Annotated in this window: 19 protein-coding genes; 15 read left to right on the plus strand and 4 right to left on the minus strand. The window is 71.2% G+C overall.

Annotation, left to right across the window (positions count from 1 at the left end; genetic code table 11):
- The first annotated feature begins 153 nt into the window (after nt 1-153).
- Nucleotides 154-750 (plus strand): TetR/AcrR family transcriptional regulator, encoded by a 597-nt coding sequence (locus OG302_RS39455; RefSeq protein WP_371749557.1) that lies wholly within the window; start codon nt 154-156, stop codon nt 748-750.
- On the opposite strand, the gene OG302_RS39460 is transcribed toward OG302_RS39455, so the two are convergent.
- Nucleotides 717-2,126: an MFS transporter gene (locus OG302_RS39460; RefSeq protein WP_371749558.1), complete on the minus strand. Its 1,410-nt coding sequence runs from the start codon at nt 2,124-2,126 to the stop codon at nt 717-719. The genes OG302_RS39455 and OG302_RS39460 overlap by 34 nt on opposite strands.
- A gap of 190 nt (nt 2,127-2,316) precedes the next feature.
- On the opposite strand from OG302_RS39460, the gene OG302_RS39465 reads away from it, so the two are divergent.
- From OG302_RS39465 to OG302_RS39500, 8 genes are all read left to right on the plus strand, one after another.
- Nucleotides 2,317-3,513: a serine hydrolase domain-containing protein gene (locus tag OG302_RS39465; RefSeq protein WP_371749559.1), complete on the plus strand. Its 1,197-nt coding sequence runs from the start codon at nt 2,317-2,319 to the stop codon at nt 3,511-3,513.
- A 142-nt stretch (nt 3,514-3,655) separates the two neighbouring features.
- The gene (locus OG302_RS39470) at nt 3,656-4,399 is read left to right on the plus strand and encodes a class I SAM-dependent methyltransferase (RefSeq protein WP_371749560.1); all 744 of its coding nucleotides are present in this window, start codon (nt 3,656-3,658) and stop codon (nt 4,397-4,399) included.
- Between the two features lie 119 nt (nt 4,400-4,518).
- A complete protein-coding gene (locus OG302_RS39475) occupies nt 4,519-5,622 on the plus strand; it encodes a FecCD family ABC transporter permease (protein WP_371749561.1) in 1,104 nt (367 codons plus the stop codon).
- The gene (locus OG302_RS39480; protein ID WP_371749562.1) at nt 5,623-6,438 is read left to right on the plus strand and encodes an ABC transporter ATP-binding protein; all 816 of its coding nucleotides are present in this window, start codon (nt 5,623-5,625) and stop codon (nt 6,436-6,438) included.
- Nucleotides 6,435-7,442 (plus strand): ABC transporter substrate-binding protein, encoded by a 1,008-nt coding sequence (locus OG302_RS39485; RefSeq protein WP_371749563.1) that lies wholly within the window; start codon nt 6,435-6,437, stop codon nt 7,440-7,442. Before OG302_RS39480 ends, OG302_RS39485 begins: the two co-directional genes overlap by 4 nt.
- A 59-nt stretch (nt 7,443-7,501) precedes the next feature.
- Nucleotides 7,502-8,539: a pyridoxal-phosphate dependent enzyme gene (locus tag OG302_RS39490; RefSeq protein WP_371750369.1), complete on the plus strand. Its 1,038-nt coding sequence runs from the start codon at nt 7,502-7,504 to the stop codon at nt 8,537-8,539.
- On the plus strand, nt 8,536-9,762 hold the full coding sequence (locus tag OG302_RS39495) for an ATP-grasp domain-containing protein (RefSeq protein ID WP_371749564.1): 1,227 nt from the start codon (nt 8,536-8,538) through the stop codon (nt 9,760-9,762). The genes OG302_RS39490 and OG302_RS39495 overlap by 4 nt, the downstream gene beginning before the upstream one ends.
- Nucleotides 9,759-10,955: an MFS transporter gene (locus OG302_RS39500; protein ID WP_371749565.1), complete on the plus strand. Its 1,197-nt coding sequence runs from the start codon at nt 9,759-9,761 to the stop codon at nt 10,953-10,955. The genes OG302_RS39495 and OG302_RS39500 overlap by 4 nt, the downstream gene beginning before the upstream one ends.
- On the opposite strand, the gene OG302_RS39505 is transcribed toward OG302_RS39500, so the two are convergent.
- A complete protein-coding gene (locus OG302_RS39505; RefSeq protein WP_371749566.1) occupies nt 10,936-11,403 on the minus strand; it encodes a DUF1348 family protein in 468 nt (155 codons plus the stop codon). The genes OG302_RS39500 and OG302_RS39505 overlap by 20 nt on opposite strands.
- Before the next feature lie 192 nt (nt 11,404-11,595).
- Here OG302_RS39505 and OG302_RS39510 point away from each other — a divergent pair, with 192 nt between their 5' ends.
- Complete coding sequence (locus tag OG302_RS39510) at nt 11,596-12,147, plus strand: TetR/AcrR family transcriptional regulator (protein ID WP_371749567.1); 552 nt, start codon at nt 11,596-11,598, stop codon at nt 12,145-12,147.
- Between the two features lie 29 nt (nt 12,148-12,176).
- The gene (locus tag OG302_RS39515) at nt 12,177-12,605 is read left to right on the plus strand and encodes a nitroreductase/quinone reductase family protein (protein WP_371749568.1); all 429 of its coding nucleotides are present in this window, start codon (nt 12,177-12,179) and stop codon (nt 12,603-12,605) included.
- A gap of 30 nt (nt 12,606-12,635) precedes the next feature.
- On the opposite strand, the gene OG302_RS39520 is transcribed toward OG302_RS39515, so the two are convergent.
- Nucleotides 12,636-14,015 carry an alpha-amylase family protein gene (locus OG302_RS39520; protein WP_371749569.1) on the minus strand — a complete coding sequence of 460 codons (1,380 nt, stop codon included), beginning with the start codon at nt 14,013-14,015 and terminating at the stop codon, nt 12,636-12,638.
- A 410-nt stretch (nt 14,016-14,425) separates the two neighbouring features.
- Between OG302_RS39520 and OG302_RS39525 the strand changes: the two genes are divergently transcribed.
- Complete coding sequence (locus OG302_RS39525; protein WP_371749570.1) at nt 14,426-15,349, plus strand: diiron oxygenase; 924 nt, start codon at nt 14,426-14,428, stop codon at nt 15,347-15,349.
- 99 nt (nt 15,350-15,448) lie between these two features.
- Nucleotides 15,449-16,984: an FAD-dependent oxidoreductase gene (locus OG302_RS39530; RefSeq protein WP_371749571.1), complete on the plus strand. Its 1,536-nt coding sequence runs from the start codon at nt 15,449-15,451 to the stop codon at nt 16,982-16,984.
- 9 nt (nt 16,985-16,993) lie between these two features.
- Here OG302_RS39530 and OG302_RS39535 read toward each other — a convergent pair whose 3' ends face one another.
- A complete protein-coding gene (locus OG302_RS39535; protein WP_371749572.1) occupies nt 16,994-17,206 on the minus strand; it encodes a DUF4287 domain-containing protein in 213 nt (70 codons plus the stop codon).
- A 201-nt stretch (nt 17,207-17,407) separates the two neighbouring features.
- Between OG302_RS39535 and OG302_RS39540 the strand changes: the two genes are divergently transcribed.
- Nucleotides 17,408-19,063, plus strand: a complete 1,656-nt coding sequence (locus OG302_RS39540; RefSeq protein WP_371749573.1) for an MFS transporter — start codon at nt 17,408-17,410, stop codon at nt 19,061-19,063.
- Between the two features lie 144 nt (nt 19,064-19,207).
- Entirely contained in the window at nt 19,208-22,264 is a 3,057-nt protein-coding gene (locus tag OG302_RS39545; RefSeq protein ID WP_371749574.1) for a BTAD domain-containing putative transcriptional regulator, read from the plus strand.
- Nucleotides 22,265-22,271: the final 7 nt, after the last annotated feature.

Genomic DNA, 22,271 nt, shown 5'->3' on the forward strand with positions numbered 1-22,271 from the left:
GGAGGGGGGCGGGGCGGTGCGGGGGAGGGTGGTCCGAATTTTGCGAATAAACAATCTGATCAATTGCAGACAGCTTGTTCAGTAACCTCTGGACTGTCAAGAGTCTTCTAGACTGGGTCGGCAATCACGACCGCACGGGTGAGGAGGGCCTTCATGGCCGAGGACAGGCGGACACGACGGTCACGACGGGCTCTCGGCTCGGCGCTGGTGGACCTGGTCCTCGAGCGCGGCTTCACCGCGCTGACCGTGGAGGACATCACCGAGCGCGCCGACGTGGCCCGCGCGACCTTCTACGCGCACTTCAAGGACAAGGAAGGCCTGTTCGCGCGCGTGACGTCCGACCTGCTCGAAGAGCTGGGGGAGCGGTTGCGGCCGACCATCGCCGACAGCGCCGTGGGCTTCACCGGCAAACCGGTCCTCGAAATGCTCCGGCACGCACGCGAGGAGCGCGATCAGTACCGGATCGTGTTGCGCGGCGAGGGGGACGGCAAGCCGCTGCAGATGTTCGTGGACGCCTGCGCGCGGGTCACCGCCGAGGAGTTCCGCGCCCGCGCCGACCGTAACGGCGTCGAACCGCGCATCGACGCCGACCTCCTCGCCCGCGTCTGGGTGGGCGAGCAGGTCGCCGTCCTGCGGTGGTGGGTCGATCAGGAGACGCCGCCGATGCCTCCCGAGGAGGTCGTGCGCCAGCTGCTCGACCTGGCTCTGCGGGGCCGCTACTGGGCGAGTGGCTTCGATGCGCCGGCCTGAGCGGGCGCGTCGGCCTGAGCGGACCCGACGGGCGCCAGGCCCAGCCGCCGGGCGTCCCGCTCCGGTCGTATGTACACCAGTGCCGTCAGGCCGGACAGCAGCATCACCGCGGCGGAGAGCAGGAACGAGGCGGTGTAGCCCGCGCTCTGGGAGCCCGCGGTGTCGAGCAGGTGGCCGGTGAGGAAGGGGGCGACGAGGCCGGGCAGGGTCCCCGTCGCGGCGACGATGCCGAAGAGGGCTCCGCGCTGGTGGGTGGGGACGACGGCGGCCGTCGTCATGTAGTGCAAGGGGAAGACGATGGCGTTCGCCCCGAACGCCACGGCGATGAGCGGGACTTGGAGCCGGCCGTCGCCCACGAAGGAGAAGCTCGCCATGGCGAGCCCGGCGACGACGACGGCGATCCCCTGCGGCGCGCCGTTCGCCCAGCGGCTGGAGACGCCCCGGCGGTTCAGCGCGTCGGCGAACGGTGAGACCGCGAGGAGCAGGACGAAGCTGAAGGCGGAGATGCCACTGATGGCCGCCGCCGCGCCGCCCGGCGTCATGTCGAGCTGGGTCCTGAAGTACGCGGGCAGCCAGGCGTGGCTGACGGCCAGCGCCCACGAGGCGCCGAAAGCGCCCGCGATGCTTCCCACGACCGTGCCGTTGAGCAGGAGTTTGCGGTAGGGGAGCCGGGGTTCGCTCGGCTGCGGCGCGCTCGTTCCGGAGCTGCCCGAGCCGCCTGAACCCCGCGGGCGCGCCTGGCCGTAAGGGCCGTCGTGCCCGACGCGCCACCAGATCAGACTCCACGTCAGGCTGGTCACGGCGAGCGCAGCGAAGGCCGAGCGCCAGCCGAAGGCCGTGATGAGCCAGGTGACGACGGGCGCCGCGATGAGCGTGCCGAGTGCCGCACCGCTGATCTGCAGTGCCGACGGCAGCCCGCGCCGGTCGAGGGGGAACCACTTGTAGAGGGCGTGCATGGACATCGAGGCGGCAGGCCCCTCGGCCGCGCCGAGCAGCACCCGCCCCGCGATCAGTGTCGGGACCGCCGCCACGACCAGCACGGGCAGTTGGGCCACCGCCCACAGCAGGGCCATGGTGAACAGCAGGGCCCGGCTGGAGATGCGCGACGAGACGAATCCGACGACGAGCCCGGAGAGGCTGAAGAGGATCGAGAACGAGCTGGAGATCACGCCGTACGTGCTGTTGCTGATGTCCAGCTCGTCCATGATCGGGACGGCCGCGAGCCCCAGGACGGACTTGTCGGCGTAGTTGATCAGCATGAACGCGACGACCATCGCGGTGATGAGCCAGGCGCGGCGCCGGTCGAACTCCGGTGACTCCGGGTGCTTTTCGAGCGCCTTTGGTGCCGTGCGCGACGAGGTGTGCGGAGTGGCCATGGGGACTCCTGCGGTCGGGGGAGCAGGGGCGGGTGCGGCGAAGAGGGCATGCGGAGGAGAGGGCTGCGGAGGCCCGGATCTCGGGGTCGCGGCGATGTCAGAGTACTGAACAGTCTGTATGTTAACGATTAGATTGAAGTGAATCTATGACTTGATGATGCCGACCTGACGCCGCTGACGGGAGCGATCGATGACCGAGACACCGCCGCTGGGTGACCTCATGTGGAGCCGGGGCTACACGGACCCCGCCTGGGTGCGGCGCTACACGGCCGCGGGCCGCGAGATCTCACCCAGCCGACGGGTGTGGCGCGGCGCGGCCCCCGCCCCCGCACTGCCCGCCGGTCCGCAGGACCTGGACGCCCTGGAGATCTCCGCGCCGAACGGGTCCTCGCTCAGGCTGCCGGAACTGTTCGCCGCCGCCCAGACCGACGCCGTCGTGGTGCTGCACCGCGGAGCCGTCGTCCACGAGCGCTACTTCCACGGCACCGAGCCGCACACACCCCACTTCAACGCCTCCGCGGCCAAGTCCTACCTGGGCCTCGCCGCGGCGACGCTCGCGCACGAGGGCCTCCTGGACCGCACGGCCCTGGTGACGCACTACGTCCCCGAGCTGGCGGGCACGGCGTTCGGTGAGGCCCGGGTCGACCACCTGCTCCACATGGGCACACAGATGAGCTACGCGGGCCGTCGCTTCGACAAGTCCATCGAGGCCCAGCGCTACTTCGCCGTCGTGGGGCCCCAACTGAGGCCCTACGGCTACAGCGGGCCCGCGTGCATCCGCGAACACCTCGCCACCGCACGGACGACCGGCATACCGGGAACCGAGTTCCGCTACGAGAACGGCAACGTCGAGGCCCTCGCCGAGGTCCTGCGCCGGATCACCGGGAAGAGCACCTCCGCCCTGCTCGGCGATCTGATCTGGTCCCACCTGGGCGCGGAGGAGGACGCGTACTACATCCTCGACCCCGAAGGCGTCGAAGCCGCGTGCGGCGGATTCAGCGCCTCGGCCCGCGACGTGGCCCGGCTCGGCGAGATGCTCCGCCGCGGAGGGGCGGTGGGGGAGCGCCAGGTCGTGCCGGAGGCCGTCGCCTCCACCATCGTCAGCGGCGTCCCCGACGGCTACCCCCGACGTGTCCGCTTCCCGGCCGCGCCGCCCGACTCGCCCGCCACCCTCTCGTACCACGACCTGTGGTGGATCCTGAACGACCCCTACGACTCCTTCATGGCCAGCGGGATCCACGGTCAGCGTCTGTTCGTCTCACCCCGGCTCGACCTCGTCGTCGCGCACTTCGCCTCCCAGGTCATGTCGCCCGCGGTCCCACCGGCGCCGCTCGTCCACGCCTTCCAGCAGATCGGCGTCCACCTGAGCACTGCCACCGCCGCCTGACCACGGGTCCGAGCGGCCGGGAAGCGGCCGGGAACCAGACGTGCCCCACAGCCGACCACTGGTGCGCAAGTCCCGTGCGCCGCCGCCCGCACAGCCGCGGCGCACGGGCCGGAACAGCCCACTGGATCGAGGTCGCGGCAGCATGCACTGGTACGAGGACGACGGATTCTGGTCCGACTTCTCCGAGACGATGTTCTCCGAGCGGCGGCGGGCGGAAACGGCGGACGTCGTCGCCCGCTCGCCACTGCTCGCGTTCCCGGCGGGCAGCCGCGTCCTCGACCTGTGCTGTGGGCCGGGCCTGTACCTGGTGCCGCTGGTGCGCCGCGGCTACACGGTCACCGGTGTCGACCTCAGCGCGGAACTCCTGAAGCGGGCCCGCGCCGTGTGCGAGGACGCCGCGGTCGACGTCCGCCTGATCCGGGCGGACATGCTCACCCACGTCGAGCCGGAGTCGTACGACGTGGTGCTCAACGTCTTCACCTCCTTCGGCTACTTCGACGACGCGCGGGACAACGCCCAAGTGCTGCGCAACGCGCATGACTCGCTGGCGCCCGGCGGGCAGCTGCTGATCGACGTGATGGGCAAAGAAGTGCTCGCCGGCTGGATCGGCCGCCCCCAAGTCGTCGAACTCGACGGCGCGTACGTGGTACAGCGCGACACCGTCCTGGACGACTGGACGCGGCTGCGGACCGACTGGACCCTCGTACGGGACGGGGGCGCGCGCGAGGCCTCGATCACCTCCTTCCTCTACAGCGCGGCCGAGCTGCGCACGCTCTTCGAGGACGCCGGGTTCACCGGCGTGGAGTGCTTCGGCGGCTTCGACGAAGAGCCGTACGACCAGCACGCGCGGCGATTGATCGTGCGAGGGACCAAGCCCGGCCGCTGACCGGGGCAGTTCGTGAATCTCCGGGAACCGGGCGGCGACGTCCGCCGACTACTGGAACGTGCCGCACCGCGCAGGGGCGGCGGCGCTGATCCGAACCGTGCGACGGGCGAAGGGACTTCATGACCGAGGCCACCACCGGGACCGCTGCCCCGGAGGCAGTTTCCCACCAGCCGGTCGCGGGCAGAGCGGGCCGCGGCCGGCTCGTGACCACGCTGACCGTGCTCTCCGTGACGCTGGTCGTCTCCGTCCTCGCCGGGATCGCGCTGGGCCCGACCGTCGTACCGCTCGGGGACGTCGTGCGTTTCCTGACCGCCGCTCTCACCGGCGGCAGCATCGGGGCCGACGACGTGACCGGCTACTCCATCGTCTGGCACGTGCGCACCCCACGCGTGCTGCTCGCCGCCGTGGTCGGTGCGGGGCTCTCGGTCGTCGGCGTCGCCATCCAGGCACTGGTGCGCAACGCCCTCGCGGACCCGTTCGTGCTCGGCATCTCCTCGGGCGCCTCCGTCGGGGCCACGGCGGTCGTGGTGTTCGGGGTCTTCGCCGGACTCGGCGTCTACGCGCTGTCCGCCGCCGCGTTCCTCGGTGCGCTCGGCGCCACCGTGCTGGTGTATCTCGCCGCGCGCGGCCCGCTCGGCCTGACACCCCTGCGCCTGGTTCTCACCGGCGTCGCGCTGGCCTACGGGTTCCAGGCGCTGATGAGCGTGCTCGTCTTCCTCTCCCCGAACGGCCAGGCCGCGCGCACGGTGCTGTTCTGGCTGCTCGGCAGCCTCGGCTCGGCGTCCTGGGAGTCGCTGCCGCTGGCGGCCGGTGCCGTCCTGGTGACGGTCGTGGTGCTGCTGCGCCAGAGCCGGTCGCTCGACGTGCTTTCGCTGGGCGACGAGACCGCGGCCAGCCTGGGCGTGGACGCGGAGGCGCTGCGCCGCCGCCTCTTCCTCCTCACGGCGGCGGTCACCGGCCTCATCGTCGCGGTCAGCGGAGCGATCGGCTTCGTCGGGCTCGTCCTGCCGCACGTCGTACGCATCCTCGTCGGTTCGACGCACCGCCGGGTCCTGGCCGTCGCCCCGCTCGCCGGGGCCGTCTTCCTGGTCTGGGTCGACCTCGTGGCCCGCACCGCGTTCGCCCCGGAGGAACTGCCGCTCGGGGTCATCACCGCGCTGATCGGCGTCCCCGTGTTCATCGTGCTGATGCGCCGCCGCGGCTATCTGTTCGGAGGGCGGTAGATGACCCTCGAACTGCGGGGACTCTCGGTCGAGGCGGCAGGGCGCGCCCTGGTCGACCGGCTGGACATCGAGGTGGAGACGGGGCGGATCGTCGGGCTCGTCGGCCCGAACGGCAGCGGCAAGTCCACGGCGTTGCGGTGCGTCTACCGCGCGCTGAGACCGACGTCGGGCGCCGTGCTCCTGGACGGTGCCGACCTGGCGACCCTGAAGCTGCGCGACAGCGCCCGGTCGATCGCCGCGCTCACCCAGGAGAGCCACACCGAACTCGACTTCACGGTCGGGGAGGTCGTGGCCCTCGGCCGTGCCCCGCACGCCCGCGGCAACCAGCCCCTCACCGCGCCCGAACAGGCCCTGTGCCGACAGGCGATGGACCGCCTCGACGTCACCCATCTCGCGGACCGCAGCGTGCTCACCCTCTCCGGCGGCGAGCGGCAGCGCGTGCTCGTCGCGCGCGCCCTCGTCCAGGAACCCCGCGTCCTGGTCCTCGACGAGCCCACCAACCACCTGGACATCCGCCACCAGGTGGAGCTGCTCTCCTTCCTGCGCGGATCGGGCCTCACCGTGCTCACGGCCCTCCACGACCTCAATCTGGCGGCCGCCGCCTGCGACAGCATCGCCGTCCTGAGCTCCGGCTCCCTGGTCGCCACGGGCATCCCGGCGGAAGTCCTGAACCCCGAGCTGATCCGCAAGGTGTTCGGCGTCGACGCCACCGTCGTCCACCACCCGCGCACCGGAACGCCCCACCTCGTCTACGACCTCGCCCCCGCCGGCTCCCCGGCATCCGCCGACGCCCTACCAGAAGGACCGCACTCATGATCCGACCACCGCTGCCCCGCGCGCTGGCAGCCGCCGTGCTGCTGACGACCGGGCTCCTGACCACCGCCTGCGGCGCCGAGGTCGAGCCGACGGCGAAGAACAGGGCGGAGACGGTCACCGTCTCCAACTGCGGCAAGGACGTCACGTACACCCGTCCGAAGCGTCCGGTGGCCTACGACGTCAGCGGCGCCGAGAAGATGTTCTCCCTCGGCCTCGCCGACCGGATGCGCGGCTACGTCATGAACAAGCTCGGCGACCCCTCCATCAAGGGCTCGCCCTGGCGCGCGGACTACGCCGACGTGGAACGCCTCGGCACCGAGCGCATCACCCGCGAGATCGTGGCCGACGCCAAGGCCGACTTCGTCCTCGCCGGCTGGAACTCCGGCTTCAGCGAGGAGCGCGGCATCACGCCCGCCCTCCTGAAGAAGATCGGTGCCGCAAGCTACCTCCACACCGAGACGTGCTGGGACTACGGCGACAAGAACGTCGACGTCACACCCCTGGAGGCGCTCTACACGGACCTGGACAACCTGGGCCGGATCTTCGGCGTCGAGAAGCGCGCCGAGAAGGCCGTCACCGGCCTCAAGCAGCGCGTCGCCGCACTGAAGAAGACCTGGCCCGAGAAGGGCGACCCGGCCAAGGTCTTCGTCTACGACTCGGGCACCGATCAGCCGTTCACCGCCGGACGCCATGCCGCACCGAACGACATCATCAAGGCCGCCGGCGCCACCAACGTCTTCGACGACCTGGACAAGGGCTGGACGACGGTGGGCTGGGAGCCCGTGATCAAGGCGAAGCCCGAGGTCATCGTCATCATCGACTACGCCGACCAACCCGCCAAGGAGAAGATCGCCTACCTGAAGTCACTCTCCAGCCTCAAGTCGGTACCGGCCGTGAAGGAGAGCCGCTTCTTCGTCATGTCCTACGGCGACGCCGTCAGCGGCCCGCGCAACGTCAAGGGCGCCGAAGACCTGGGCGGCTACCTCCGGTCGGTCGGACGGTGACCCCCGCGCGCACGGCGGCAGCCCCCGCGGCCACCGTCCACGGACACATCACCGACGCGATGAAGGCCCCCGACCTGCTGCGGCTCTCCGAAAACGTCGTCCTCGCACGCTTCGAGACGATGAAGGTGTACGCGGCGCTCGGCGCCGTCCGCACCCTCCTGGAGCGCGGCACCGTCAGGCCCGGCCAGACCCTCGTAGACAGCTCCAGCGGCATCTACGCCCTTGCCCTCGCCATGGCCTGCCACCGCTACGGACTCGGCTGCCACATCGTCGCCTCCACCACCGTCGACGCGGCGATGCGGGCCCAGCTGGAGATCCTCGGGGCCACGGTGGACCAGATGCCGCCCTCCGACAGCCTGCGGCTCGACCAGGAGCGGCGGGTGCACCGCGTGCGTCAACTACTGGCCGGGCGAACCGACTTGCACTGGATGCGCCAGTACCACGACGGAGTCCACTACGCCGGTTACGAGGAGTTCGCGGATCTGGTCGACGCCGCGCTGCCCGATGCCCCGCTGACCGTGGTGGGCGCCGTCGGCACCGGCGCATCCACCGGAGGTCTCGTCCAGCCGTTGCGGCTACGCGGCCGTGCGGTAAGGCTGCTGGGACTGCAGCCCTTCGGCAGCGTCACGTTCGGCAGCGAGGACTTCAGCGATCCCGAGGCGATCATCGCCGGGATCGGCAGCTCGATCCCCTTCGACAACGTCCGGCACGACCTGTACGACACCCTCCACTGGGTCGACTTCCGGCACGCCATGGCGGGAGCCGTCGATCTGCTGCGCGCTCACGCGGTGTTCGCCGGTCTCTCCACGGGGGCCGCCCACCTCGTCACAGCATGGGAGGCGGCCCGCGACCCGGACCGGATGCACCTCGTGATCGGCGCCGACACGGGACACCGCTACACCGAGCGGGTCTTCTCCCGTCACCAGGAGGCGCTCGACCCGCGCACCCTCAAGCCGCACCAGATCACGGACCTGGCCGACCTCGCGCTGCCGTGGTCGGTGATGGAGTGGAACCGGCGCAGCTACGACGTACGCACGAAGAAGCACGACGAGCACCAGAAGCACGACAAGCACGAGAAGGAGGGGAAGACATCGTGACGATCGCCGCCCTGGAAGCACTCACCTTCGGCCTCGGACGGCTGTTGGAAGCGGCCGAGGCCGCCGGGCACCGGCTCTGCCTGCTCACGGGCGACCGCGCCGTCTACCGGCACGAACTGGACCGGCTGGAACCGGGAGCACTCGACATCGTCGACGTCGACACCCGTGACGCGGCCGCGTCCGCCGCGGCGCTCGCCGCCGTGCCCGGCCTGAAGGGGCTCATCAACTCGACCGACACCTGGAGCGTGCCGGGCGCGGATCTCGCCGCCGAACTCGGTTTGCCGGGCCCCGATCCGGCCGCGGTCCGTGTCCTGCGGGACAAGTCCCGGGTGCGCAACCTCCTCCACGAACAGAACCTGAGCAGCGGCTCCGCCCTCACGATCCCGGCCGAGCCCGCGGCGGCCGACGAGGTGCTCCGGCAGATCGGCCTGCCGGTGGTCCTCAAGGACTCGGCGGGCACCTCCTCCCGCAACGTATGGCTGGTACGCGACGAGCGGCAGCTGCACACCGCTCTCCGTGAAGCCGCCCAACGCCCCTTCTCCGGGCGGCTGTTCGCGGAACCCCTCTTCGCCGGGCCCGTCTACAGCGCGGAGACGCTCAGCTGGCCGGGGGAGACGAAGCTCCTGGGTGTGCTCAGCCGCCAGATGTCTCCCGAGCCGTCCGTCCGCGAGGAGGCCGCCGCCTTCCCCGTGGCCCTGCCGGAACCGCAGTTCGCCCTGATCCAGGACTGGGTGGCGCGCGTCCTGGAGACGGCGGGCCATGACGCGGGCTTCGCGCACGTCGAGTTCGTCCTCACCGCCGAGGGACCGGAGCTCGTCGAGATCAACCGCCGCATCGGCGGCGCGCTGGTCGGCGAGGCACTGTGCCGCGCCCTGCGCACCAACGTGTACGACGCGATGATCGCCGTGGCACTGGGCCTGCGCCCCGCCCTGCTCGACGCTCCGGCGGCCACGGGCCCCGCCACGGGATTCGTCCTCGTCTACCCCGACCGGCCCGGCACCCTCACCGGATGGACCGGCGTGGACGGTCTCGCCGCCTTCCCCGGCTCGCCCGAGTGGTACCCCACCGCAGCCCCCGGTGACCGCCTGGAGCACGTGAGCGATCAGCGCGGGTGCACCGGGATCGTCCTGACCGAGGGTGCGACCGCGGAACTCGCCCTGCACCGTGCGCTCAGCGCGGCGGGGAGCATACGGCCGCTCGTCGCCGCCGACGCCCCGGCGTGACGCTCCTCGGAAAGCCGCGCGGGCGCCTTCGGTCCGGCCTCGCGCGGCTCACCGGGCCGCAACGCTTCCTGCTGGCCGGATCGTTCCTGATCCCGCTGGGCAGCTTCGCCGTCCTGCCCTTCATGTCGGTGCTCCTCCACCAGCGGCTCGGCATGGGGCTCGGCGCGGTCGGCGTCGTGCTCGCCGTCGCCTCACTGGTGCAGTTCTCCGGTGGGGTGGTGGGCGGCATGATCGCCGGGCGCATCGGACTGCGGCGCACGATGCTGCTCGCCCTGGTGATCCGCACGGCGGGCTTCGCCTGCTTCCTGCCCGGCCTCCGCGATCCGGCCGCCGCCGTCCTCGCCCTCTTCCTGGTGTCCGTGGGCGCGGCCCTCTATCTGCCCGCGAACAAGGCCTACTTGATCCACGAGGCGGACGAGGAGCAACGCCCTCTGCTGCTGTCCGCGAGCAGCTCCGCGCTGAACGCGGGCATCGCCCTGGGACCGCTGGCGGCGGCGCCCTTCGTCCTCAGTGCGTCGGCCGGGCTGTTCACCGCGGTCGCCGTGCTCTTCGCCGCGATCACCGTGGGCCACGCCCTGCTGCCCGGGGAGAGCCCCGACCGGGGGCCGGAGCCGGCACCCGGCGAGAGGGCGTTCTCCGGCGTCGCCGTGCTGCCCTTCGCGACCACCGTGCTGAGCCTGTACGTCTTCATGTTCTTCCAGCACTACCTCGCGCTGTACGCGGTGCCCCGCACCTCGACGACGTACTACGGCCTGGTCCTCGCGGTCTACGCGCTGCTGCTCGTCGTCGCGCAGCCCCTCCTCGCGGACTGGATCGCAGCCCTGCCCTACACCCGCGCCCTGCGGTGCGGCTTCGGCGCGATGGCCGCGGGGATGGCCACGCTCGCCGTCGGCAACCATGCCGCGATCATGGCCGGAGCCCTGCTCGTCTGCCTCGGTGAGATCGTCCTCTTCTTCAAGAACGACCTCGAGGCCCTTGCCCGGTCGACCCGAGCCCCGGCGGTGGTCTTCGGTCACCAGCGGCTCGCGGCCGGAATCGGCGCCTTCGCCAGCGGAGTGGCCGGGGGCGAGGGCTATCAGCTCGCCGAACACATGGGCAGCACCGGCCTGTTCTGGGTGGTGGTCGCCGCGCAGGGCGCCCTGCTGCCGTTGCTCCTGGGGCGCTGGTCCGCGGTCAGAGGCCCAGGTCGCTGAGGCCGGGGTGGTCGTCGGGGCGGCGGCCGAGCGGCCAGTGGTACTTGCGGTCGGACTCCTCGATGCGCAGGTCGTTGATGGACGCGTGCCGGACACGCATCAGGCCGTCGTCGTCGAACTCCCAGTTCTCGTTGCCGTACGAGCGGTACCACTGGCCGGAGTCGTCCCGCCATTCGTAGGCGAAGCGCACCGCGATGCGGTTGCCGTCGTGTGCCCACAGCTCCTTGATGAGGCGGTAGTCGAGCTCCCGGCGCCACTTGCGGGAGAGGAAGGCGACGATGGCGTCGCGCCCCGTGACGAACTCCGCGCGGTTACGCCAGCGGGAGTCCTTGCCGTAGGCGAGGGACACCTTCTCGGGATCGCGGGAGTTCCAGCCGTCCTCGGCGAGGCGGACCTTCTCGGCCGCTGTCCGCAGGGTGAACGGCGGTACTGGGGGTCGTGCGGCCATGGCTCTCTCCTGAACGTCGAATGAACGTGGAAGCCGCGAGAACGATCGTTCTCCGGTGAGGGTGCCCACCATAGGAGAACGGTCGTTCTCGCGCAATGATGCGACCGGATCCGGGCCCGTAGTAATCTTGGAGAACGACCGTTCTCGTGCCTCTGGTCCACGTTCTCTGATCCGCACCCCCCTGGAGCCCGCATGGACCGCGCTGAAGCGGAAGTCAGACTCCTCGACGCCGCCGAGGAGCTCTTCTACGCGCGCGGCATCCAGGCCGTGGGCATGGACCAGGTGCGAGCGGCCTCGGGCGTCTCGCTCAAGCGGCTGTACCAGCTCTACCCCTCGAAGTCGGAGCTGGTCGTCGCCTGTCTCGAACGCCGCGACCTGCGCTGGCGGACCCGGCTCGCCGAGCATGTGGAGGGTGAGCCGGGCGGGCCGGAGCGGGTCCTCGCGGTCTACGACTGGCTCTACGAGTGGTTCTCCGAGCCGGACTTCCGGGGCTGCGCCTTCATCAACTCCTTCGGTGAACTCGGGGCCGTGGAACCGGCGGTGGCCGACACTGTCCGCGCCCACAAGAGCGCCTTCCATGCGTACATGGCGGGACTTGTGGCAGCCGCGGGTGAATCGGGGCAGACTGTCGGCCCGTTGGTCCTGCTCGCGGAGGGGGCCATGACCGCGGCCGCCATATCGGGCTCACCCGAGCCGGCGCGCCAAGCCCGGCAGGGCGCGGCTCAGTTGCTGGCCGCGCGGTAACCGCCGGCCGCTGGACAGGAAGAAGGCTGATGGCGAAGACGTACCGCGTCGGTTTCGGCACGCGTCTGATCAACGGCGTGTTCCGGGCCATGACCCGGCGAGGGATGGGCAAGGGCTACCGGTACATACTGACCGTGCGCGGCAGGAAGTCGGGCCGCCTGTTCTCCACGCCGGTCGACGTGATGTCGGCCGGGGGCGAGCGCTGGGTCGTCGGCGCCTACGGGGTGAGCAACTGGGTGCTCAACGCCCGTGCGGCCGGTGAGATCGAACTCAGCAGGGGCGGCACGTCGGAGACCGTGCGCGTGGTCGAGCTCGGCCCCGAGGAAAGCGTCCCCGTGCTGCGTCAGTACTGGCGCGAAGTGCCCGTCACCCGCCCCTACTTCGACGTGACGGGCGACTCGACGGACGAGGAGTTCGCCGCCGAGTCGGTACGTCATCCGGTGTTCCGTCTGGTCTAGGGGCGGGTCCGGGGGTGAGGGCGGTGCCGGTCAGCCCGCTTTCGCCCCGGTGTGCAGGGCCAGGGCGCCGTGGGCGGGCAGGGTGGTCCCGACCTTTCCGTCGTCCCCGACGGTGACCGTGTTCCCCTCGCAGCTGTCGGGGGACGCCTTGGCGACATTGCAGTACGTGCCGCCGGGCAGGGACGTCGCGAACGTCTCCGTCAGCTCTCCGTCGCCGTTGTTGAGGGCGACGAACCCCTTGTCCCCACGGCCGAAGGCGAGGGCGCTGCCGCCGTTGTCCCACCAGTCGGTCAGCTCGGCGGAGCCCACCTCGTTGCGGAACCCGACCAGGCCGGTGACCGCCTGCTGGGTGTGCGTGTTCGTCCAGCCGTCCGCGCCGCTGGGCGGACCCGCGTCCTTGTCGGTCCACTCGTAGCCGGAGTACACGTTCGGTGAGCCGTAGGGGGAGGCGAGCATGAAGACGTTCGCCAGGGTGTAGGCCGCGCCGTCCTTGTAGGTGAGCGTCGAGCCGTTGCGCTCGGTGTCCCAGTTGTCGACGAACGTACGGGCCGAGCCGCTGCCCAGTTTGCCGTCGGCGACCGACTTCAGCTGGGCGATGTCGCCCCCCTGGAAGGCGCTCTTGAGGTGCCCGCCGTAGCGGAACTCGTCGACGTCGCCGACGCCGGTGTACTCGTCGGGCTGGACGGCCTCGCCGCCCCCGTGGATGACCTCCGACACCCAGAACCCGGGGTCGCTCATCTTGCCCTTGATGGCGGCGACGTCGTCGGCCGCCATGTGCTTGGCTGCATCGATGCGGAAACCGTCCACGCCCAGGGACCGCAGGTCGTCGAGGTACGCCGCGATGGTGGTGCGCACCGCGTCGCTGCCCGTGTCGAGGTCGGCGAGGCCCACCAGTTCGCAGTTCTGGACGTTGTCACGGCTGGTGTAGTCGTTGATGCTCGTGCGGCAGGTGTGGAAGTCCGCATCCTGGAAGAGGCCGGGATACTCGTACTTGCCGTACGCCGTGCCGCCGGTGCCCGTCCCCGAGCCGGCCGCCATGTGGTTGATGACGGCGTCCGCGATGACCTTGACGCCCGCCTGATGGCAGGCGTCGACCATGCTCTTGAAGGCGGCGCGGTCGCCCAGACGGCCCGCGATCTTGTAACTGACGGGCTGGTACGAGGTCCACCACTGGCCGCCCTGGATGTGCTCCGAGGCGGGCGACACCTGGACGTAGCCGTAGCCCGACGGGCCGAGCTGGTCCGTGCAGGCCTTGCCCACATCCGCGAACTGTCGCTCGAACATGGTGGCGGTGACGGTCTTCTCGCCCGGCGGTGTCGCCTGCGACTGCGTGGGCGCGAACGTCGCGAGGCCGGCCGCGGCCAGGACCCCGGCCGACGTCGCGCCGAGCAGGCGGTAACGGTGCTGCATGGTGCGGCTCCTTCGAGACCGGGCACAGCTGTGCCCAAAGAAGGCAACTACTCGTGGGGGAGGCTGCCGTGGGGGGATTCCGAGTGGGAGCCTGCCGCCCGCGCATGTACGCGTCAATGCTTTCTGCAAGATATTTCAACTATCAGTCCTTGAAGTGGCTTTGGTGGCTGGCGTGGTGGGTGAACGGTGGGCTTTTTGTGGTCGGGGGAGGGTGCCGGTCGGCGTGACCTGCGAGCGTTGCTTGCTGCAAGAACTTGCGCGGATTCACTTCTTACTCAGGGGTAGGCTCGCCGCTTTCCTTGTTATACGGTCTGTCTAACAAGCGGGCCGCGGCGCGTTGCGGGACGGCGCCCCGAGCCGCTGCCTGAGCGAACAAGAGAACGTACGCAGCAGAGTCAAGGAGCCGCAGCATGGCAAGCAGCACTGTTCGGCCGACCTCGCAGGACCGCCCCGAGAAGCCCGAAGAGGACGACGTGGCCCGGCGGTTGCTCGACTCGGCCGCCATGTTGGCCTACGACCCGGCCACCGAGGTGGACTGGGACACCCCCCTCGACCGGGACTTCCACGGCGCGAGTCCGGAGTGGTGCTCCCTGTACGGCACTTCGTACTGGCAGGAGCTCACCGACGCCCAGCGCAAGGAGCTCACACGGCAGGAAGCCGCGTCGGTGGCCAGCACGGGCATCTGGTTCGAGATGATCCTGCAGCAGATGGTGCTGCGCGACGTGTACGCGAAGGATCCGACCAGCGACGAGGTCCAGTGGGCGCTCACCGAGATCGCCGAGGAGTGCCGGCACTCGATCATGTTCGCGCGCGGCGCCGAGAAGCTGGGCGCGCCCGCCTACCGGCCGCACCGGTTCGCCGTGGAGCTGGGCCGCGTGTTCAAGACGGTGGCCTTCGGCGAGGCGGCCTATGCCGCGATCCTGGTGGCCGAAGAGGTGCTCGACGTCATGCAGCGCGACTGGATGCGGGACGAGCGGGTCGTGCCCTTCGTCCGCACGATCAACAACATCCATGTCGTCGAGGAATCGCGGCACATGAAGTTCGCCCGCGACCAGACGACCAAGCGGATGGCGGGCACGGGCCGGGTGCGCCGCCAGATCAACGCGCTCGTCATCGCGATCGCCTCGTACGTCATCGTCACCAGCATGGTGAACCGCAAGGTCTACGCCCACGCGGGGCTCGACGAGAAGCGCGCGCTCGCCGAGGCGAAGGCCAACGAGCACCACAAGTCCATGATGCGGTCGAGCTGTTCGGGCCTGATGGAGTTCCTGGCCTCGTCCCGGCTGCTCACGAAGCCCGCGCTCGCCTTCTACAAGCGCGCCAACCTCATCTGAGCCCTCCTCACTTGGGTCCTCCTCATCCGAGCCCCCCTCATCCGAGCCCCCCCTCATCCGCGCCAGCTCCATCTGACCCGAGCGAGTCGAGCCGACGACATGACCTCCTACGCCATCACCCAGACCTGCTGCAACGACGCCACCTGCGTCGCCGTATGCCCGGTCAACTGCATCCATCCGACGCCGCAGGAAAGGGCGTTCGGCAGCACGGAGATGCTGCACATCGACCCGGCCACCTGCATAGGCTGCGGCGCCTGCGCCGACGCCTGCCCGGTCGAGGCGATCTTCCCGGTGGACAGCCTCGCGCCCGCGCAGCAGGAGTACGCGACGATCAACGCGGCGTACTACGCGGACCAGACACCCGAACCCGCCCCGGACGGACCGAACTTCCACGCCTGGGACGAGCCGTCGTTCCCCCGCGTCCTGCCGTCCGACTTCGCGCCGCTCAAGGTCGCCGTCGTCGGCACCGGTCCTGCCGGGATGTACGCGGTCCAGGACCTGCTCCTGCACACCAGCGCCGAAGTGACCCTGATCGACCGGCTGCCGGTGACCGGAGGGCTCGTGCGGTTCGGCGTGGCGCCGGACCACCCCGCCACCAAGAAGGTCGGCGACACCTTCGCGCGGTTCCACACGCATCCGAGGGTGCGGATGCATCTCGGGCTCGACGTGGGCGCCGACGTCACCGCGCAGGAACTGGCCGCACACCACGACGCGGTCATCTACGCCGTGGGCGCGTCGGCCGACCGCCCGCTGGCCGTACCGGGCGAGGAGCTGCCCGGCAGCATGTCCGCGCGGGACTTCGTCGCCTGGTACAACGGCCACCCGGACGCGGCGCCCGACGCGTTCGACCTGTCCGCCGAGCGCGTGGTCGTCGTCGGCAACGGCAACGTGGCTCTCGACGTCGCCCGGATCCTGCTCGCCGACCCGGACAGCCTCGCCCGCACCGAGATCGCCGAGCACGCACTGGCGGCGCTGCGTGCCGCCAAGGTGCGCGAGGTGGTCCTGCTCGGGCGCCGGGGTCCCGAGGGCGCCGCCTACACGAAGTCCGAACTGCTCGCCCTCAAGCACGTTCCCGGCCTGGACCTGGTCGTCGACGACCACCACCCCCGGATCGCGGCAGCCGTCGACGAGACCGATCCGGCGACCGACCCGAAGGGCAAGGCGGCCCTCCTGCGAGGCGTCGCGCGCGAGCGCTTCGACTGGACACAAGCGCCCGCTCCCGGGCGGCGCATCGTGCTCCGCTTCCACACGGCCCCGCTGGAAATGCTCGGCGAGGAAGCCGTCCAGGGCGTGCGCGTCGCGGAGGCGGCGGGGGAGCGGACGATACGGACGGGCATGGTGCTGCGCGCGATCGGCTACCGAGGAGTGCCGGTCGCCGGACTGCCGTTCGACGAGACCACCGGCACCGTCCCGAACGAAGGCGGCCGGGTCACCGGGCGGCCCGGCACGTACGTCGTGGGCTGGATCAAGCGAGGCCCCAGCGGCGGCATCGGCGCCAACCGCACCTGCGCCGCCGAGACGGTCACCACACTCCTGGCCGACGCTGTCGCCGGCGCACTGCCCGCTCCTGGGCGTGCCCCGAAGGCCTTCCACCGGCTGGCCCGGCGCCGGAACCGGAAGGCGGTCCTGGGCTGAGCCGCCCCCTCAGGCGTCGCGATTCTCGGCCAGGGTGTGGGCGACGAGGGCGTTGGCGTGTCCGTGCCCCAGGCCGTGCTCGGTCTTGAGCCAGGCGACGATCTCCATGTGCTTGGTCAGGGACGAGGACCGGATGAGGTCCTTCCACTCCGTGATCGGGCGTCCGTACTTCTTCTCGATCGAAGGGAAGTAGCTGGCGGGGCCCTTGGTGGCTTCGGTCATGGTGACGCCGTCCTGTCTCTCACGATGCCGTCCGTCGCGGCGTTGTCGTGAGTAGGACGGGTGGGGCCGGATCAAGTCATCGGGCGGCCGTGGTGTCCTAGGTCACATGTTCGCCTGGCGGGGCCGGATCGCCGGGATTAGCCTAAATGTGTGAACGCCGCACCTCGTCGTTCACCGTCTGCCTGACGCACGAGCAATCCCATGACCGGCTCCCGGACGACACCCTCAGAGCCTGCCGCCTCCCCGAAGCGGGGCAGCGGCAGCGGTATCGCACTCCTCGTCATCGCCTCGTGCCAGCTGATGGTGGTCCTCGACATCACCATCGTGAACATCGCACTGCCGCACATCCAGACCTCGCTCGGCTTCTCGACCGAGACCCTGTCCTGGGTGGTCAACGCCTACACGCTGACCTTCGGCGGCCTGCTGCTGCTCGGCGGTCGCCTCGGTGACATCCTCGGACGCCGCAGGGTCTTCATGTTCGGCGTCCTGCTCTTCGCCGCCGCCTCGCTGCTCGGCGGACTTTCGCAGGAGTCCTGGCAGTTGCTCGCGGCACGCTCGCTGCAGGGCGTCGGAGGCGCCATCGCCTCGCCCACCGCGCTCTCGCTGATCACCACGACGTTCCGCGAAGGGCCGGACAGGAACAGGGCGTTCGGTGTCTTCGCCGCCGTATCGGCCGGTGGCAGCGCGATCGGACTGCTCGCGGGCGGGTTGCTCGTCGAGTGGCTCGACTGGCGCTGGGTGCTCTTCGTGAACATCCCCATCGGCCTGCTCATCGCGTTCGCGACACCCCGCTACATCCGCGAGTCCGAGCGCCACCCGGGGCACTTCGACATCCTCGGCGCGCTCACCTCCACCCTGGGCATGGTGCTGCTCGTCTACGGCTTCATCCGCGCCTCCAAGGACGGCTGGAGTGACGGCCTGACCCTCGCGTCCTTCGCCGCGGCCGTGGTGCTCCTCGTCCTGTTCCTCACGGTCGAGCGCCGCTCGAAGCAGCCCATCACCCCGCTGTGGATGTTCCGCGACCGCAATCGCGCCGGTGTCTACGGGATGATGCTGTGCCTGGCCGCGGCGATGTTCGGCATGTTCTTCTTCCTGACGCTGTTCGTGCAGAACATTCTGAACTTCAGCCCGTTGCGGGCCGGTCTCGCCTTTCTGCCGGTGAGCGCGATCATCGCGGTGGGCGCGGGACTCGCCTCCCAGCTGCTGCCCAAGTGGGGGCCCAAGCCCTTCATGGTGGTGGGCGCGACGCTGGCCGCCGTGGGCCTCGGCTGGCTGACGCTGACCGATGTCGACAGCACGTACGTGGGAAGCCTGCTCGGCCCCGTGCTGGTCTTCGGCTTCGGCATGGGCATGCAGTTCGTCTCACTGACCCTGATGGCGGTGTCGGGGGTGCAGTCGCAGGAGGCCGGAGCGGCCTCCGGCATCCTCAACGCCACCCAGCAGGTGGGCGGTTCGCTCGGCCTGTCCGTCCTCGTCACGGTCTTCGGCACGGCCAGCCGCAACGAGGCGACCGATCAGGTGCCCCGCTTCATGAAGGAGGCGAGCCCGGCCCAGCTGGTGGAGTTCCGCAGGACGGGGCAGCTCCCGGGCCGATGGGGCGATGAGGTCCTCGCGTCCGGCATCTCCAGCTCCTTCGTCGCCGCTGCCATCTTCGCCGTCGTCGCCGCGTTGATCGCCCTGGTGGTCATCCAGGTGCGGCCCGCCGACCTGGAGCGTCTCCAGGGCGGTGGCGGCGTCCCGCTCGCACCGGGTGCGGATGCGCAGGACCAGGGCGCGGCGGACGCGCGGTACCAGGACACGGGCGACGGTCCTCCCGCGGGCGGTCCTTCCCGCGGCGGCCCTCCCTCGCCCGGCTGAAGACGCTCTGCCCGGAGCCCCTCCACTGATGGCCTGATTGCCGTGGTGTGCAACCGAGTTGATGGCGGGCAGACGTAGTATGACCAGCCGATCGGGGGCGGGGTCGGTGGGGGCGGCGCGGGGCAAGGACCCATGGAGACGGGCTTGGACACGGACACCGACTACCGCTTGCTGGGCCCGGTCGAGGCGTGGCGCGCGGGCCGCCGCCTCAGCCTGGGCGGACCCAAGCCCCGTGCCCTGCTCGCGGCGCTGCTCCTGGAACCGGGGCGCGTGGTCTCCGTCGACGTGCTGATCGACGCCATCTGGGGCGAGAGGCCGCCGGACACGGCACGTTCCCTGATCCAGTCGTACGTCTCGGCGTTGCGCCGCGCGCTGTCCGCCGATGCCATCGAGACCCGTCCGCCCGGCTATCTGATCCGCGCGGACGCCACCCTGGTCGACCGCGTCGAGTTCGAGCGCCTCGCCGTACGGGGCAGGCAGGCCGCCGCCGAAGGAGATCACGGCGCGGCCGCCCGGCTGCTGGGGGACGCCCTCGCCCTGTGGCGCGGCCCCGCACTCGGCGGGATCGGCGAGACGCTGCGGGCCATGGCCGACCAGCTGGACGAGGCGCGGCAGGCGGCCCTGGAGGAGCGGATCGCCGCGGAGCTCGCCCAGACGGGCCGCGAGACGGAGCTGGTGGCCGAACTCACCGCGCTGGTCGCCAGACATCCCACCCGGGAGCGTCCGCGCGGTCAACTGATGCTCGCCCTCTACCGGTTGGGGCGCCAGGCGGACGCGCTCGCGGTTTATGCGGAGGGCCGCGACGTACTCGCCGAGGAGCTGGGCATCGACCCCGGACCCGACCTCAGACGGATGCACGAGGCGATCCTGCGGGCCGACGAAGAGCTGCTGCCCGCCGCGGCGGGCACCCCCGACCCCGGCCCCCGGGAGACCACCGCCGTCCCGGTGGCGGCCCTCCTGCCGCCCACCATCGGCGACTTCACCGGCCGGGAGGCCCAGCTCGCCGCCATGCGGGCCGCCCTGTCGGGGCCCCGCGAGGCCATGCCGGTCGTCGTCCTCTCCGGACCCGGCGGCGTCGGCAAGTCCACCCTGGGCGTCCGGGCGGCGCACCAGGTCGCCGACGCCTACCCGGACGGGCAGCTGTACGCCGAGCTGCGGGGCGCCACCGATCCCGTGGCACCCGGCGAAGTCCTCGGCCGGCTCCTCTACGCCCTGGGGGCCGATCCGCCCGACGGGGACGCCGAGCGGCGCGACCTCTTCCGCAGCCTGGTCTCGGGGCGCCGCGTCCTGCTGGTGCTCGACGACGCGGCCAGCGAGTCCCAGGTGCGCCCCCTGCTGCCCGGGAGCGCCACCTGCGGAGTGCTCATCACCGCACGGGCCCGCCTCGGCGCCCTGCCCTGCACCCACCGCACCGATCTCGACGTGCTCGACACTGAGCCGGGGACCGAGCTCCTGGGCCGGGTGGCGGGGGAGCGGCGAGTCAGGGAAGAGCCGGACGCCGCCCGGCGCATCGTCGAGCTGTGCGGCGGGCTCCCGCTCGCCATCCGGATCGCCGGGGCCCGACTCGCCACCCGCCGCCACTGGACCGCGCGCATGCTGGCCGACCGGCTCGCCGACGAACACCACCGCCTTGACGAACTCGCCGTCGGCGACCTGGAGGTGCGCGCCGGACTCGGCCTGAGCTACCGGGCCCTGGACGCCCCGGCCCGCACCGCCCTGCGCCGCCTCGGACTGCTCGCCGCACCCGATGTCGCCGCATGGGTGGTGACCGCCCTCCTCGACGTGCCGGAGGCCGAGGCGGACCGCGTCGTGGAACAGCTCATCGACGCCCAACTGCTGCACTGCACCGGCGTCGACCGGGCGGGCCAGCCCCGCTACCGGCCCCACGACCTGGTCCGCGTGTACGCCGCGGAGCGCGCCGACGCCGAGGATCCGCCCGCCGAACGTGCCGCCGCCGTCGGCCGCGCGTTGGGCGCCTGGCTCTGGCTCACCGGCCTCGCCGCATCCGCCACGCCCTCCGGCGCCGTCGAACTGCACCGCGGGCTCCTGGACTCCTCGAGCCCGAACGGATCCGCCCGCTCCCTGCGACAACTCGTCCGGCCCGTCGGACCGGAGGCCACCCAGCGGGCACTCGCCGACCCGGCCGCCTGGTTCGAGGCCGAGGCCGACGCGATCGCCGCCGCCGTCGAGCGCGCGGCAGCCCTCGACCTGCACACCCTCTCCTGCGAGGCCGCGGCGGCCCTCTGCTCCTCCGCGTACACCGTCGGCAACCGCTTCGAGGCGTGGTGGCGCACCCATGACGCGGCACTGGCCGCGGCCCGCCGCGCCGAGGACCGGGCGGGGGAGGCCCTGCTGCTCATCGGCCTGGGCCAGCTCCGCTACGAACAGGACCGGTTCCCCGAATCCCAGGGCTACTTCAAGCAGGCGGCCGGGCTCTGCGCCGAACTCGGCGACGTACGCGGACGCGCCGCCGCCTTCGCCGGGCTCGGCAGCGCCCTGCGCGAAGCGGGACGGCTGCGCGCGGCCCAGGAGACGCTGGTCCGCGCCGTCGACGGGTTCCGCGAACTCCACGACGACCCGGGCCTCGGCCTGTCCTGCCGGTACGCGGGGTCCGTCCAGCTCGAACTCGGCGACTTCGCGGCCTCCCGCGCCTTCCTCGACGAATCGCTGCGGGCCTACCGCAGGCTCGGCAGTCGCCGCGGCGAATCCCTCACGTTGCGCTCGATCGGCCTGGTCCACCGCGCGCTCGGCGAGTACACGGCGGCGGAGGAGCTCTCCGGCCGTGCGGTGGACCTCCTGAGCACCCTCGGGGACCCGCTCATGCTGGCGTACGCGATGCAGGCACGGGCCAAGTCCCGCATCAGACTGGGGCGTTCGGCCGAAGCGAGGGGCGAGATCCGTGAGGTCCTCGACATCTGCCGCGGCCAGCGCGACCGCTTCGGCGAGGCGCTTGGCCTGCGCACCCTCGGCGAGTGCGAGCTCGCCGCGGGCCGCCTCGACACCGCGGAGCAGCATCTGACCGCGGCCGCCGCCCTCTGGAACGACCTGGGGCTTCCGCTGCCGCGGGCCCGCACCCTGCGCGATCTCGCGGCGGCGCGCGAAGCCGCGGGCGACCGGGCGGCGGCAGGTGCGCTGCGCGCCGAGGCGCGCGAGGTCTTCACGGCGTACGAGGCGCGCGAACGCGACGAACCGGGGATCTGACGTCGCT

Source organism: Streptomyces sp. NBC_01283, from assembly GCF_041435335.1.
In the GTDB taxonomy this organism is placed as follows: Bacteria; Actinomycetota; Actinomycetes; order Streptomycetales; family Streptomycetaceae; genus Streptomyces.